17 protein-coding genes are annotated in these 13,662 nt (G+C 64.1%); all 17 read right to left on the bottom strand.

Annotation, left to right across the window (positions count from 1 at the left end; translation table 11 throughout):
- Positions 1-19 precede the first annotated feature (19 nt).
- Positions 20-850 carry a hypothetical protein gene (locus tag ASE82_RS19735; RefSeq protein WP_056063761.1) on the bottom strand — a complete coding sequence of 277 codons (831 nt, stop codon included), beginning with the start codon at positions 848-850 and terminating at the stop codon, positions 20-22.
- 8 nt (positions 851-858) lie between these two features.
- On the bottom strand, positions 859-4,575 hold the full coding sequence (locus ASE82_RS12540; protein WP_056063758.1) for a sialate O-acetylesterase: 3,717 nt from the start codon (positions 4,573-4,575) through the stop codon (positions 859-861).
- Positions 4,576-4,578: 3 nt separating this feature from the next.
- Complete coding sequence (locus ASE82_RS12535) at positions 4,579-5,580, bottom strand: phage tail protein (RefSeq protein WP_056063755.1); 1,002 nt, start codon at positions 5,578-5,580, stop codon at positions 4,579-4,581.
- Positions 5,577-6,230: a phage tail protein I gene (locus tag ASE82_RS12530; RefSeq protein WP_056064690.1), complete on the bottom strand. Its 654-nt coding sequence runs from the start codon at positions 6,228-6,230 to the stop codon at positions 5,577-5,579. The genes ASE82_RS12535 and ASE82_RS12530 overlap by 4 nt, the downstream gene beginning before the upstream one ends.
- Complete coding sequence (locus ASE82_RS12525) at positions 6,220-7,113, bottom strand: baseplate assembly protein (protein ID WP_056064688.1); 894 nt, start codon at positions 7,111-7,113, stop codon at positions 6,220-6,222. The genes ASE82_RS12530 and ASE82_RS12525 overlap by 11 nt, the downstream gene beginning before the upstream one ends.
- Before the next feature lie 115 nt (positions 7,114-7,228).
- Entirely contained in the window at positions 7,229-7,687 is a 459-nt protein-coding gene (locus ASE82_RS12520; protein ID WP_056063753.1) for a phage virion morphogenesis protein, read from the bottom strand.
- Complete coding sequence (locus tag ASE82_RS12515) at positions 7,684-8,166, bottom strand: phage tail protein (protein ID WP_056063750.1); 483 nt, start codon at positions 8,164-8,166, stop codon at positions 7,684-7,686. Before ASE82_RS12515 ends, ASE82_RS12520 begins: the two co-directional genes overlap by 4 nt.
- Positions 8,163-8,384 (bottom strand): hypothetical protein, encoded by a 222-nt coding sequence (locus tag ASE82_RS12510; protein ID WP_235524693.1) that lies wholly within the window; start codon positions 8,382-8,384, stop codon positions 8,163-8,165. The genes ASE82_RS12515 and ASE82_RS12510 overlap by 4 nt, the downstream gene beginning before the upstream one ends.
- A gap of 31 nt (positions 8,385-8,415) precedes the next feature.
- A complete protein-coding gene (locus ASE82_RS12505) occupies positions 8,416-8,880 on the bottom strand; it encodes a hypothetical protein (RefSeq protein WP_056063744.1) in 465 nt (154 codons plus the stop codon).
- Entirely contained in the window at positions 8,877-9,398 is a 522-nt protein-coding gene (locus ASE82_RS12500) for a lysozyme (protein WP_056063741.1), read from the bottom strand. The genes ASE82_RS12505 and ASE82_RS12500 overlap by 4 nt, the downstream gene beginning before the upstream one ends.
- The gene (locus ASE82_RS12495; RefSeq protein ID WP_056063737.1) at positions 9,398-9,751 is read right to left on the bottom strand and encodes a hypothetical protein; all 354 of its coding nucleotides are present in this window, start codon (positions 9,749-9,751) and stop codon (positions 9,398-9,400) included. The genes ASE82_RS12500 and ASE82_RS12495 overlap by 1 nt, the downstream gene beginning before the upstream one ends.
- A 4-nt stretch (positions 9,752-9,755) precedes the next feature.
- Entirely contained in the window at positions 9,756-9,983 is a 228-nt protein-coding gene (locus tag ASE82_RS12490; RefSeq protein WP_056063734.1) for a tail protein X, read from the bottom strand.
- Positions 9,980-10,471: a head completion/stabilization protein gene (locus ASE82_RS12485; RefSeq protein WP_056063731.1), complete on the bottom strand. Its 492-nt coding sequence runs from the start codon at positions 10,469-10,471 to the stop codon at positions 9,980-9,982. The genes ASE82_RS12490 and ASE82_RS12485 overlap by 4 nt, the downstream gene beginning before the upstream one ends.
- Complete coding sequence (locus ASE82_RS12480) at positions 10,468-10,689, bottom strand: hypothetical protein (protein WP_056063728.1); 222 nt, start codon at positions 10,687-10,689, stop codon at positions 10,468-10,470. The genes ASE82_RS12485 and ASE82_RS12480 overlap by 4 nt, the downstream gene beginning before the upstream one ends.
- A 111-nt stretch (positions 10,690-10,800) precedes the next feature.
- Positions 10,801-11,625 (bottom strand): phage terminase small subunit, encoded by an 825-nt coding sequence (gpM, locus tag ASE82_RS12475; protein ID WP_235524692.1) that lies wholly within the window; start codon positions 11,623-11,625, stop codon positions 10,801-10,803.
- Between the two features lie 36 nt (positions 11,626-11,661).
- Positions 11,662-12,753, bottom strand: coding sequence for a phage major capsid protein, P2 family (locus ASE82_RS12470; RefSeq protein WP_056063722.1), 1,092 nt, complete (start codon positions 12,751-12,753; stop codon positions 11,662-11,664).
- A gap of 48 nt (positions 12,754-12,801) precedes the next feature.
- Entirely contained in the window at positions 12,802-13,629 is an 828-nt protein-coding gene (locus tag ASE82_RS12465; protein ID WP_056063719.1) for a GPO family capsid scaffolding protein, read from the bottom strand.
- Positions 13,630-13,662: the final 33 nt, after the last annotated feature.

Below are 13,662 nucleotides of genomic sequence, written 5' to 3'. Positions count from 1 at the left end.
GTTTCCAGGCGTTAGCTCTTTAGCCCAGCGTGATCCCATAGGTATCCGCTGCAGCCTGAATTAGCGCGCGACGACGTGATGCAAGCTTCGGGTTGTGGTGCAGACTGTCAGCGAACGTCGCCCAGCTCGGACCACGAAAGCCGGGAGAGGCCGGAGACCCTGACGGCGCCATCCCCATATACCAGCGGTCGCCTGCAGCTACTGCTGGCGCGGGATTGGCACCCACATCGACAAGGCTTTCGAGGCCTCTCTGGCTGTTAACGTACGATGCAAACTGACGCTTTACGGGGTCGAAGCAGATCAGGACCAAGTTTGGTCCCACCTTCCACGGCCGGGTGTCTTCGAACAGGTGCGGCGTGTAGGTCTGTCCCATCCTAAGCCCGCCTGGTGCGCCCCATACGACCGCCTTTTGCACGTTGGCATCGGATGCCGCAGCAGCCCAGATCCCGCCGATGTTAGTTACGCCGTCCCAGTACGTGATGAATGCCATCGACCAGCTCGACGTGAAATTGGCGAGCGGCATTCGTACGCCGCGCCCGCTGCTCACCGGCATGTTGAAGGTAGGCGAGGCCAATGGCAGGTTCGGGGGGAGCACCGCCGGCATGTTCGCATCGTTCGCCGAAATCAGCGGAAGATTGGTTGGCGTGGTGAACGGGGCTTTGCAGAGTTGCCCCGACACACCTTCGATCGGGCTGGTACCCGAAATCCCGCCTGCCCAAAGCACGTTGTTGACGATGCCGTCGCCGTCGAACGCACACAGGGCCTGGTTGAATAGATCGACCGGGACTCGCGGCTGAGACGCGTCTGCGGCGGTGATGGACGGATCGATGGTTACGAGAGAAACAGGCATGGTAGCTCCTAGAAGAAGAGTTGCTGGTGGCCGGCGTAATTGTGGAGGTACGAGCCATCCGGCCCCTGTTGAGTTGAGGTGTCGCGCAGGCAGGCTCGTGCCCCGGTGGTCGGACCTGGGAGCGCGCCGACGGCGCCGGTCAGCGCAACGCCGATCCAACGAGCCGTGCCCGTCGGCTCAGCTGATAGGGTGAGAACGACGTTCGTCCCGGTGATCGCAACATTGGTGACCGTAACGGCGTTGCCGCCTGTCTGACCGAACTCGAAACCATAGTTGCCGGGGTTGGTGACCACGGAGGTGTCGAGGACGAGTGCTCCGTCCGCCAAGCTGTAATCCAGCGTGACCGTATTGCCCGACAACGTTGCCGATTTTGCGGCCAGGTACGGCTGTAGAACGCCGGCATCGAGGCGGCCTAAGACATGGCCGATCATCGCCCCGTGGTTGTTCGTCCCCGCCGGCATGAGATGCAGCGTGCTCGCCGGGGTGAACTGGAACCGGTACATGGGGCCGCTGCACGCGAAACGCGTCGGATACTGCAGGGCCAGTTCCAGACACGCGAGCGGGGTAGACGAGCGCGCGTTGGCCGTGTTGTTGAACCAACTGCTGATCTGCGCGCAGACGAATTGAACGGTTTCCGCCTGCCCGAGCATAGCGCGAATGTCGGTGTCGAAATCCGTCTGAAGCTGATTGAGCTCGGTCTTATACCCTGTCGCCCCGAGGGGGCCGATGTTCGCCTCGCCCTGGATCCATACGATCCGCAGAACTTTGAACGGTAAGCCAAGTCGGTCAGCTACGACCTTGGATCGCTGCACCAGCCGAAGAGCGTTTGCATAAGGCTGCGTTCCCTTACGCAGCTCCTCGATCCGTGCGCCCCCGATCGCGACCGTGTTGCCGATGATACTGACGTTCGCCGGCAATGCCTGAAGGTAGGTCGACGCAAGACCGCTCAGCGGGGTTTCCCCCGCATAGGTGTCCAGCTTCTCGCGAAGCGGCCCCAGACTGGCGAGCGGCAACAGTTCTAGCTTGTCCGCTAGATTGCGAAGCCCCAGTCGTGGACCTCCCGAGAACATCAGCGCTCGAGGGGATACGGATGACTTCGTCACGATCGCAGGCGATCCGTCAGAATAGCCCGCGCCGTTCGACTGGCCGAACATCAGTACGAGTTGCATCGCCGTCGTCCCCGAAGGCACGACCTCGGGAGCAATCAGTTCCGACACCATCGTTGCGCCGCCCCCGGTGATGGCAGGGGTCGTGCGGCGATACTTGATGCTGTCGCCAGACTGCAGGAAGACGTCGGGATCGTCACCCGGCTTGCTGATCGTGATTGTGCGTCCGTCGTCGAGAAACGCCTGCAAGAGGCGGTTCGGCGTTGCGCCGGTAAGGATGGCTATGCCCGATGCTGGCGCTTGGCGACCGACCGAGATCCAACCGGCATCACGATCGACACCGCCGGGTAGAACTCCACCGGACTGATTCACGCGGCCGGTCTGCGGCGTGAACGCCGAGAACACCAACGCCGTCATGCCCAGCTTGCCAGTGATGTCGCCGTTTCCAACCGCAGCGGAACCGTCCGGTCGCAGTGCCTGATAGATACGCATGGTCGCGTCGACGGTGGGTGAGCCGTAACCAGCAGGCAAAAAACCCGATAGCATCGTTGCAGTCAGCCGACGTTTGCAATCCGCATCGGGGTTGCCGGTAAGCCGCGAACCATCCGCAAAGCTGGCTTGCACCACACCGCCGTTAAGATTGACTTCGCCGGTCGTCATACCTTTCAGGCCGAAACCGGTCAGGACCATGGCGACCATGTACCGTTTGTAGGAAGGATCGGTCGCTGCCTCCGCAGCGACAACACCGACACGATCCGCCAGGTCCGCCAGCCCATCCCGACCGACGCGCGTGACTGCTACATCTGGCTGTTGTTCGCCGGCACCGATCGCTGTGATGACGAAATCCGTCGTTTGCGTGACCGCGTTGGGTAAAGCCTGAGATCGAAGCGCGCTGTCGACGAAGTCCTTAACAGCGCGATCGCCCGCCCCATCGCCGTACATGTGGAGCAAATCATAAGAGCCGTCGGATCTCCGGCGCAGGTTCCGCGGCGTGAAGCCCTTGGCGACGTCGTCGAGGGCTTCCGGCGATCCGTCGTTGCGGTCCTGAAGGAATTTCAGAAGGGTCCGACCGTCGGCGTGTCGGGCCATGAGACCGGGGAACATCGCGTCAGTGCGTGCATTGGCGGATTCCATCGCGGTGTATGGCGTGCCCGCCCCGCGTGCGAGCCAGTTGTCCCCCTCCGCGGTGTTGGCCGAAGGGATGATCGGGATCAGTAGGACGCGGCAACCTCGCGCTTGCAGGAATGCGACGATCAGCTTCAGGTCGACCCACATCTGCGGGTTCGTGTAATCGCCGTACCCGTTCGGCACCTGGCTGTAGAAGTAGTTGTTGCCGAGCCAGATGACGCAAATTCTGCCGGGTACCTGCAAGGCAAAATCAGGGACGAACGTAACCGGACCGTCGAACGTGATCGCCGTCTGGCCGGGCGCTTGCGTCACGACATAGGCGAAGCTTGCGCCATTCGGTGCGGATACGGTGGCGCGACGGGTGACGCCATTGCGCGTGAGGTATCCGCTCATCGCCATGCCGGTAACGACGCCGGGATCGCCGGTTGTCAGGAACGCGGCCGGGTTATTGCCATCGATCGCCGCGCCATTGATCTTCGAAACGGCGACCGTGCCGGCTGCAGGAAGTGTGCCGGCAAGCGTCAGCACGATTGCCTTCGCGCCGACGCGGTAAACCATCCGCCAATCGGAAGAGTAGCGCGCCGCGCTAATCATCAGTTGGAGGTATTGAGCGGCTAGAAGTTGCGACCAGCGATCAAGAACGTCGGTGCTATCCGTCAGGCTGTTGCCGATAAACGCGTACGGCTGCGCGAGCGAGAAGTTGGGAAACTCCATGCGCTGCGTCTTGCCGTCGAGATTGACGGTATAGTTGCCCCACCGGACGGTGTGCGCTGTTGGCTGCCCCAGCGTCTTCCACTCGACGTAGCCGCGCGGGTTCACGTCGCTCGACGTTGCAACCGCGCGCGGACCGACGATCTTGACCGCCGTCGAGGCAAGGAACGTATCAGCCGTGACGACCTGCTTGCGGTAGGCGATGACGAAACGAACCTGCACCTGACCGTTCGTGGTGGGCGCATCGAGCGCGATAGTTTCGGGGAGGTACGGCGCGCTGTAGGTGTAGCCAACATCGCCCGACTGTACCTCGGCGACGACAAGCGCCCCGGCGGTCGGCTGTACTGCCAGGATATCGCCTGCGCGGACGGGGATCGGCTCTGCGAGCATGATGCGGCGCGACGTCCGCGTTCCGGTCGTCTTGAACGAGCTGAGCGCCGTGCGAGCCAGCGCGCCGAGCGGACCGCGATATGACGCGAGGTTGATCGTGCCGGCCGCGCGATCGAAAACATCGACTGCGATCACGCTGCCGGCGTCATCGATTGCGTCGTGCCAATAGACGGCACCGATACCTGTCGGCGTGCCATCGACCAGAACCGCGTCACCAGGCCGACCGATATAGGCAACGGCATCAACCTTCAGGTTGTCGACGGTGCCGGCGACCGCGCCCGCCACCAAGCCCGCAACGCTCGCGCGCAGGGTCTTGCCGTCCTTGACGACAGGTACGAGTTCGGTGCCGTTCGGATCGTTGAGCGCCGGGAGTTGAGATATCTTCGCCATGGATCAAATCTTCATGATGTAGTGAAGGGACAGCGACGGCTGGGTGACGTCGACCGTGACTGTGTGATCGTGCGCCGGCACCGCATCGACGGTCGCCCGCGCGACGTGCGTGTGCATCGGGTCGGTCAGCGTGACGCTGGTCACGACGTTGTTCGCGGATCCGCCAGCATCGACGTTGCGCGTCGTGGTTGTGATGGTGCTGGAGGTCGAAGCGTTCTCGACAGCCACGGTCGCGATCGGCGTGTGAGCGCCAGCGCTGCCGGTCTTCAGATCCTTCGACGTCGCGCCGAACTTCGTGCCGGCCGGCGCGTCGATCGTCGCACCAACGGCAACGCGACCGCGCATGTCGGGCGTCGTGATCTGGCCTTTACCATCGCCGCGATCAACGACGCTGCCATCGCAGATCGCCCAACCTTTGGGGACGGTGTCGGCCGCGCCGAACCACTGTAGGATCGAGCCGGTTGGCACATGCTGTTCGAGCATAGCGCGCACAACCGCGACGGGCGCGACGCGCAGTGGATCCTCGCCAGCGAGACCCTCGGTCTTGGTTGCCAGCTCGACAACGCCCTTCTTGGTCGTGGTCGCGGCCTGGTTGAGGAAGTTCGTGCTGCCGAACGTCAGGCTGTTGATCGCCGTGGTCGGGAAGGCGAGATCGAGCGGCATAAAGAATGTGCCGGCCAACGGCTTCTCGACGATCGGCGTCGACTGCCCGTAGGCGGCGAGCAGCGTGCCATCTGCGAGGATCAGGCCGAATCCTCGTACCGTGTAGGTAACCTCTTCCGCGTCCTGCATGACGATATGCACGGTGTTGTCGCCGGCCACGACGCCCGAGACGGCGGTGACGAGGCGAAACTGGCCGGGTAGCGCGGTCAGCGTCGGCACCGCGATGAAGTCTGCAGCGGTCAGCCCGATCGCGGCGACAGTCAGGTCGATCGGATCGCCAAGCTGGGCGGCAGCAAAGCGCGTGATCCCCGCTTTCGTAAGGACGAGACGGAGCGCGGTCATAGGCTGGTGTCCAGATAGCTGCCGTCCGTGGCGTCGAGCAGCGGCTCGCCGTCCTCGGTCTGCAGATAGAAATCCCATTCGGGCGAGGTGTCAGAGATCAGGTCCATGTCTTGCCGCACTTCGATGAAGCCGCGTGCGACGCCCTGGACGCCAATAATGCCGTCCAAAGTCAGTGCGTGGACGAGTGTGAAGTGTTCGCGGAGCGGCTTTACGCGCGAGACCTCGCGAATGATCGCCTCGGCAAACGCGGCCGTAGAGCGATTACCGCCAGGCGCGTTGCCGTTGTCCAGCACGAGGGGAAGAACAATCTCGAAGGTATGAGGCGCGCGCCGCGGTTCTGCCTCGTGCCACTCGACTAATTTGGCGAGCTTATCGAAGCGCGCCAACACCGTCTCAACCGAGAGGCGCGTGCCTTTAAGCCGGTGGAACGCCAGCGAATTGCCGACAACCTCGCGCTTGTCCGCATCAGACCAGTTCCCGTCCCAGCTATCAACGGAGAGGCCCCACGCCAGCCAGGGCAACAGCTCTGCCGGGCACGTCTCTGCGACGTCGATTTGATCGACGGGCGTCGTAACGCTGCCGGCGCGGACGCCGGCCTCTAACGCGCGCTCAAGGCCCGTCGCATTGGGTGGGAGCAGGCTAGTCGTCATAGCCGCCATGAATGACCGTCGAGGAAGTGCAGAGCGCCGCTTCGGTTCGATCGCAAACGATGTCGGCCGTGGGGGAGAAGATCTGCACGCGCTGCACGCCGGAGACCGTCATGGCGGCGTTCATGCCGGAAAGCGTTACGTTGCGGCCGAGCCGGCGTGAATCGGTCAGATACTTGTCGAGCCGTACGCGTGCCGTTGCGATCAGCAGCGCGGGATCCGGGCCAGCGAACGTCCAGATCCGCGCGTCGATGACGAAACGGCGCTGTGTTGCAGCTGCGACCGTGACCAGGTCGCCAACGGGGCGAACGGCAGGGTCGGTAACGATGTCGCTTACCGCTTGGACGAGCGCTTCCGGCGCTGTGCCATCGCCCGAACGCGACAGGACCGTGACCAACACTTCACCCGGCGCGGGCGAGATCGCGCTTGCGTCCAAGACGTCGGTGCCGGCGTCCTTCGCCCGCTTCACATAGGCAAGCTCGGGACCTGCTGCGGCGAAGCCTTCCGGGCCAAGGACGATGCGCGCACGAAAACTATCGTCGTCTTCGTAGACGATCGCCGCACCGGTGGCGGCGTTGGCGGGGGTGACAGCGAGACGGGCGACGCCGATTGCCGCTCCGATATGGTCGAGGGTTACGCCGGTCGCATAGGCGACCAGGCGGCCGACCAGGCGTTCGTTGAAGTCCTGGCGAAGCAACAGTTCGTCGTAGGCGGCGACCTGCAGGACTTTCATTGCCGGATCACTGTCGACGGTCGCGTCGAAGTCGGGGAACAGCGCCACCATCCGCGCAACCTTGCGGGCTAGGATCGTCTCATAATCGAGCTGCTCGACGATCGTCGGCGGATCGAGCTTCGACAGGTCGACGATGGCGGTGGTGGCAGTCATGACGCCGGCCATGTCGTCGGCGCAGCGAGGGCATGGCTATGGCGCGCTCTTGTAGAAACGCTTTCTACAAGAGAGATGACCTAAAGCCATTTGCCGGCGCGGAACTCAAATCGGCCTAGCTTGGCGCGACCTGGGCGAGAATGAGATCGAGGATCCGCTGCTGTTCGGCTTCCGTCAGGCCGAGCAGCACGCGTCGGGCATAGCGCACCTTTGGTTGACCAGGTGCCGGGGCGTCCGACAGGCCGGCCTGGTGAATGCTGGCGATCCGCGATGCACGACCGCCAAAGCCGACCCAAACTTCGTCGCCGTTGCCGCCCGCCTTCAGGCTCTTCGCCATGCGCAATTTGCGGAACATCTTCTGCTGGCGAAGCTTGCCTTTCTTCCGGCCGCGATCGGGCTTGGGACGGCGCGGGGCGAACGCCGCGCCCTCGGGATCGCGCTGGGCAGCGATACGGTCCGACTGGCTCTTGCGGATCTCGCGCCCGATCAAGCGCATCAACCGTGCGCGTTCGGGCGCGGCGGTACGCACCAGCAGATCGCGGACGAGCTGCTCGATCGGCGCGAAGTCGTTCATCGTGTGACGATCTCGACCATGCCGGTGCCGTCCTCGATCAGGCCGGCCCATAGGTTGGTGCCGGTCGGGACGCCGGCAAAGGCGTCGTTCATAACCGGTTCGGGTAGATGCGTGACCTTGAGGCCGTTCGGCTGTTGCTCGACGCGGACCAGCTCGGTCAGGTCAATCGAGATCGTGATGTCGCACGTCTCTGCGTCGAGCAGCTCCGATTCAAACGTGAACGGCTTGCGCTGACCCTTCTCGAACAGATCGGGCTGGTTCGCGGCTATCCATGCGAGGATCGGCACCAAGAGGTTGTCCACACTGCCCGAGTAGTCTTGCACCCACACCGAAGCGGTGTAAGAATACTCGAACGAGAGCGAGCCTGCGCGCACCGCCACATCGCCCTTGTCGACGAAAATCTCCATCTTCTCGGGGCTGTTCCCAATTTCGGGAACAGATGCGAGTAGATGTGCGCGCAGGGTATCGAGCTTTTTCACGGTGCCGTCTTCGCGGCCGGGCAGCTGCCCGGCACGTTCCAGTTGACCAAGCGGTCGGCGCGATCGGCGTTGCCGGCGAAGGCACGGGCGAGGCGGATAATGCCGGCACGGATCTTGGTAGGGATCTGTGCGATCAGCGACGAATCCTCCGGCAGGCCCTCGGGGCGCGTAGCGCACGTAAGAAGCTCTGCCGGGGGCGTGTCCTTCACCTTCACCACGATCGGCGCTGGGATGACCGCTGGCGGGGCGTCAGCGTGCCGGGCGCAGGCCGGCAACGCCGTTAACAGCGCGAAACCAATCGCTATCGACAAGATTCGTCCGTTCAGCTTGTGCATCTGCCATCTCCATTCGTTGTGCGGCCGAGCTTGCTGCCTCGGCAGCAGCGCGCGCGGCGCGGGTGTCGTTGTTCTGTCGAGCGTCGTGATCGGCCATCGCCTGCGCGAGCGTGGCGGCGGTGAGCTGGTCGCTGTCGCTTTTGAATTTCACCAGGCCGGCGACCGTTTGTGCGCACCGGACACCGCGTGCGGTGTTACCCATTGCGGCGAAGTCCGCGCCGGATCCGGCGCAGATTAGTTCGGCGCGGTGCCGCAGGTCGTTGCGGTCGGCGCTGACCTGGCGGTACTGGACGTACAGCCAGGCACCGACCGCGGCGACTGCGAGCAGGACGAGGAAGAAGGCCTCGGCCTTCACCTTGGCGAACAGGGTGCGGATCATCGGGGCAGCTCCTTCAGGCAGAGGTCGCGCTCGGCGCGCCGACGGCGGTCGAGGCCGCGCACGACCTGGCCACCCGCCTTGTTCCACATCAGGAAAGCATCGCAGGCACCACGCCAGTTGCTGGCGTTGAAGCGCCGCGCGACGGTGGATCCACAATACCCGCCGGTGCCGATGTTATAGGCGAGGCTGATTGCGGCCGAGAGCTGGTTGGGATGCGAGCGCAGGATTGGCGTGCAGGCCAAGACCGGTTCGGCATGGCGAATAAGGGCCGCTTCCTCGCGCAGCTCACATCCTGCAACCGTCTCGACCATGCCGGGCTTCACGCCCAGCGTCTCGCCGCCGCAGATCGTCCACACCTTGACGATGTCCTGGTATGCAACGAGGCGCGGCGTGCCGCCCGACTCCCATCCGGAGACAAACGGGGTAACGATCAGCGCTGCGGCCGCGCCGATCACGCCGATCAGCGTCTTGGGGGGGAGCTTCTTCGCGGGAGTAGGGGGCGGTCCGTAACCGGGCATTACTTGGGGTCCTTTCGCGGGATGAGCGCGAGCAGCCGCTCGCTAAGCTTGCCGGGCAGTTCGGCGAGGACGGCGCTGCAGCCGGCAATGAAACCGGGGGCGCCCTTGAAGGCGACCATGGCGACGAGAAAGCCGATCGCCTGCGACACGAACGGGTGCATGCCGAACATCGCGTTGGCGGCGTTCGTGACGAAATAGCTGACGACGATGCCGACCCAGACTTGCGCGATCCGCTGGCCCCAAGTGAGGCCGGTTTCGACAAGTAGGCTGACGACCGACCCGAGGCCGGCGGGGACCAGGCTGATGACGAACGCCAGCAGCCAGGTCCCGAAGTCGTGGAGTAGATCCTTCATACGGTCAGTCCCACAGGTTGAGGACATCGGTGCGAACGGCGGTAGCCGGCGCGGCGATGGCGGGGAGGTTGATTGGCTGACCCTTCGGCAGGATCGAGCCGAGGCCGGCGACGCCGGGGTTGGCTGCAAGCACGGCGGGCAGATCGGCCGGGCCGAGGTTGCGTTCGCGCCAGATCAGCGCGTCGAGCGTGTCGCCGTCGCGCGCACGAACGATGTCGAGCGACGAGGTCATATCAACTCGACCGTGGTGCGTGTGACGCCCAGCATATCGCGGATCGCGTGAATTGAATCGCGGCGCAGCTCGGTGACGCTCGGTTCAAGATCCTCGGCCTTGCGCTGCCCGGCGCTGGTCAGATCCACGTCGCGATAGCGCTCGACGACTTCCGCCTTGGCAGCCGTGAAGACGGCGCGCTGGTAGAGCAGGACGAGCGTGTTGATGCCGTCGATGGTCGAGATCGACCCATCTGACAGTCGCACGTCGGCAAGCTTCCGGGTGCCGGCAGCGCGGTGGCTCAATGCCCAGGTGGCGAGATCGCGATAGACCGCCAGCATCGCTGCGATCAGCGCCTCGCGGGCGCGATCTGGCGTCACCGCGTCGCGGATCCGATGCTGTTTGCGAAACACGGCGGGATCGATGTCAGGAAAGAACCCGTCGTTGACGATCAGCGCCGGTGCGGGCGTATCCTCATCCGGCAGGACGGTTGCGATCAGGCCGGTCACAGCGACACGCTGGCGACGACGTCGAGCGCCTTCCCCCCCAACAGCACACCAAGCCCAATCGCGCACCAGGCGTAGCGGCGGGGCGAAAGCTCGATCGGTCGGTCGCACTTCCGTGCGGTGATCATGAGGATGCCACCAACCAGCGTGATCGCGACGGCTGCGACCAACGCGACGACGCCTACGAAGGCGATCAGGGAGCTGACGAGGAAGTCGGCCATCGAACGGTCCTAGAAATTCACGGGGGTGGGGATCAGGTCGATCGACGGCCCTGCGGCCCGGAGGCTTCCCGTCTCGCGTGATCCGTCCCCGAGCGCCGGGGGCGAGCTTGGTCAGCCGGCGGTATCGCCGGCCTGTGTTTCGGTGCTGGCGTCGGCGTTCTTGATGGCTGCGGCCTTCGCTTTTTCGAGGCCGCGCAGCATCGTCTTCACGCCGACACGTTCGTTCTTGTCCTGTGCGCGGGTCAGCACGGCCACCGCGCGCTCGATCGTCGGTACGATCGCGTCGCCGGTCGCCTCGCCGGCTGCACGCACCAGCTCGGCACCGATCGCCTTGAACAGCTTGGCCTTGGGTTCGTCGTGCATGTCGATGCCGTCCGTCAGCAACTCGACGGCCTCCAGCACGTACAACGGGAATGCTTCGCTTCGGGCCTGTGCCCGCAACGCCGCGTCCGCGATCTCTTCCAAGACCAGTGTCGCGGCATCGCGTACGAAGTGCTTCGGCATAGGGATGGAAAAGCGGAGGACGAAACTCGCCAGCATCAGGCCGCGTGTCCAGTCGCCAACGTCCAGGCACCAAACCATGATGCTCGGCAGGACATCGTCAGCGCCGGTGGGGTCCAGTTGCCGGCCTTCGACGCGACGGCCGGCGTCCAGCAGTCCGTCACACCAGGCCTGATATTCCGGAAGCATCTGGCGCTTGGCGGCGACCTTCAGCTCTTTGGATTTGATCTGTTTGAGGCGCTGGCGATCGTGGCGGAAGCGCAAGGCAACGGTCGCGGCATTGCGGGCGGCCGGCGTGTTGCCGGTGGGAATGGGGAGTTGGTCCGCCGCGGCCGATGGTACGACCGCGGCGGTACGGGTGTGCCCGCCCCCGGATGCAGGAGCAGACGCCGCTTTCATGGCTAGGATTTGTTCCTGGCGTCGAGCGAAGCTCATGGCGTGTCCTGTGGGGGCGGGAACGGGGGGAAAGGGTTAGCCGCCAGCCGGCGCAGGCGCGGCCGGGGCTTTGCCCATGACGATGTTCTCGATCAGCACCGCCTTGCCCATGTCTTCGACGACATAGGCGTGGTTGACGCTCTCGTAGTTCTCGATCTGGTCGCGCTTGGCGTTGTCCTCGATCTTGCGACGTTCGGTGCCGATCTGTTCATAGACCGACAGGTTGGCGAGCGTGGTGATGAGGATGGCGTTCTTGGGGAACTTCGGCACGCGGACCGCGGTCAAACCGCCGATCTTCTTGTCGGAAAGCAGGACGTCACGCGCGAGCTGCTCGGTCGCCTTGTCGCCGGATGCGTTGACGATCGAGAAATACTTGTCGTTGACGAGCGTGCGGCCGACGATGACGACCAGGTCGGTATCCTCACGGTAATTTTCGTCGAGCAATTCGATGCCGGCGAACACCAGTGCGTCGATGTTGACGTAGTCGACCTCGGAGCCAACCTCGCCAGCGCCGACGTAGATCGCGCCTGCCGCGGTCACCACGCCGTCATCGTTGCGCGTCTCTGCCTTCAGCTCGCCGCCTGCGGCGTGGCGCTCCGGGGCATCTTCGCGGATGTGCTGGAGCCAGCCCTTGTTGACGTCCTGGAGCAGCGGATACTTGGTGGCATCGGTGGTCTTGGCGACGAATACGCCGTTGAAACCGATCGTGATGATGTCGACGGCCTTGGCGCTGATGATCGCGTCGCGCAGCAGGGTCTGGAAATTCGGCTGATGTGCCCAGGCGTCGAGGGTCTCGTACCGAACCAGCGTGTCGAAGTCGGTCTTCTCGCAGCGGTAGCGCGTCTCGTCGAGATCGCCGGGGTAGCGCGGCTCGCGATCCTTGGTCCGGGTATCCGTGCGGCTGGCGATCGTGCCCTTCACGCCGACGCCGACCTTGTCGCCTTCCTGCGCGACCACCGGGATGATGTTGATCTTTGACAGGAAGTCGCTGGATGTTTTCAGTTTGGCGCGCAGTGTCTGCGCCACCGACGGCAGCACCTCGAACTGGCGGCTGGGATCAGCGACGTTGTTCAGCTTGCCGATCTGCTGAGTGTAGGCGTTGTACTTGTTACGGGTTGCGTTGAGCATCGGGGCGGTTCCTGTGAAGGCTGGGCGGTCGGGGCGGGTGGCTGACGATCAGCAGTCGGTAACGGCGTCGTCACCGCCGCCCGACGCTGGCGAGCGCGAGAAGCCCGGCTGCTCGGTGTTCCCGAGCTGCGTCTTGAGCGTGGCGAAGTCGCGCTGGTGGGCGGTCTGTGCCTCCGTGATCGGCTTGAGCGCGGCCGTCACGACGCCGGTGACGATCGATTTGATGTCGGAAGCGAACGATGCCGGATCGAAGTTGTCGTTGGCCGGCTTCGGCTTGGGCTCTTCGATTGGCTTGTCGGGCTCCGCCGGCTTGAACTTGGCCATGACCGAGGCGAACAGACGATCGACGATGCTATCGACCTTCTCGTCATCGGCCTTCTTGGCTTCGAATTCGATCGTGACCGCGTCCGCGGCCGACGCGAATACGGTGCCAGGCGCGCGGTGCGAGAACTGCAGACGCTGCGTACCGATCGACGCGGGGGTGTCGGTGAACGCCAGGCCGATGATGCCGAACTTGCCGCTGCCGGCATAATTGGGGGTGAGTTCGACCGAAGGGTATGGCTTCTGGTCGGCCTTCGCGAGCGCGACGAGCTGGTCGTTGCCTTCGACGGTCGTGTAGAGCGCGCGGCGCTTTTCCGTCTTGCCGGCGATCACGATGTCGTCGGTCTTCGCTTCGAGCGCGATCACGTCGCCATAGCCGTTGAACGGGGGCTCGGGGCTGTAGCCCGAGACATGCTCGATGTTGATCCGTGGGCTGTAGGTGGCCGGCGTGAACGTCGCGACGCATTCGTCGATCATTTCGGCGGTGACCTTGCGGCCATCACTGATGGTTTCACCTTCTACGAAGGAGCGGAACGGCTTGCTCTTGGTGCCCATGGCGGCTGGTCCTCGGTTCGGTCTCGGTTGCGG

The sequence above is a fragment of the Sphingomonas sp. Leaf230 genome (genome assembly GCF_001421745.1).
GTDB lineage: Bacteria > Pseudomonadota > Alphaproteobacteria > Sphingomonadales > Sphingomonadaceae > Sphingomonas.
Note: the sequence above shows the minus strand (reverse complement) of the source record. Positions and strands in the feature narration are given on the sequence as shown.

Bases quoted from the DNA above. Each gene is read 5' to 3' on its own strand.
- ASE82_RS19735 (WP_056063761.1), bottom strand. From the start codon at position 850: ATGCCTGTTTCTCTCGTAACCATCGATCCGTCCATCACCGCCGCAGAC.
- ASE82_RS12540 (WP_056063758.1), bottom strand. From the start codon at position 4,575: ATGGCGAAGATATCTCAACTCCCGGCGCTCAACGATCCGAACGGCACC.
- ASE82_RS12535 (WP_056063755.1), bottom strand. From the start codon at position 5,580: ATGACCGCGCTCCGTCTCGTCCTTACGAAAGCGGGGATCACGCGCTTT.
- ASE82_RS12530 (WP_056064690.1), bottom strand. From the start codon at position 6,230: ATGACGACTAGCCTGCTCCCACCCAATGCGACGGGCCTTGAGCGCGCG.
- ASE82_RS12525 (WP_056064688.1), bottom strand. From the start codon at position 7,113: ATGACTGCCACCACCGCCATCGTCGACCTGTCGAAGCTCGATCCGCCG.
- ASE82_RS12520 (WP_056063753.1), bottom strand. From the start codon at position 7,687: ATGAACGACTTCGCGCCGATCGAGCAGCTCGTCCGCGATCTGCTGGTG.
- ASE82_RS12505 (WP_056063744.1), bottom strand. From the start codon at position 8,880: ATGATCCGCACCCTGTTCGCCAAGGTGAAGGCCGAGGCCTTCTTCCTC.
- ASE82_RS12500 (WP_056063741.1), bottom strand. From the start codon at position 9,398: ATGCCCGGTTACGGACCGCCCCCTACTCCCGCGAAGAAGCTCCCCCCC.
- ASE82_RS12495 (WP_056063737.1), bottom strand. From the start codon at position 9,751: ATGAAGGATCTACTCCACGACTTCGGGACCTGGCTGCTGGCGTTCGTC.
- ASE82_RS12490 (WP_056063734.1), bottom strand. From the start codon at position 9,983: ATGACCTCGTCGCTCGACATCGTTCGTGCGCGCGACGGCGACACGCTC.
- ASE82_RS12480 (WP_056063728.1), bottom strand. From the start codon at position 10,689: ATGGCCGACTTCCTCGTCAGCTCCCTGATCGCCTTCGTAGGCGTCGTC.
- gpM (WP_235524692.1), bottom strand. From the start codon at position 11,625: ATGAGCTTCGCTCGACGCCAGGAACAAATCCTAGCCATGAAAGCGGCG.
- ASE82_RS12470 (WP_056063722.1), bottom strand. From the start codon at position 12,753: ATGCTCAACGCAACCCGTAACAAGTACAACGCCTACACTCAGCAGATC.
- ASE82_RS12465 (WP_056063719.1), bottom strand. From the start codon at position 13,629: ATGGGCACCAAGAGCAAGCCGTTCCGCTCCTTCGTAGAAGGTGAAACC.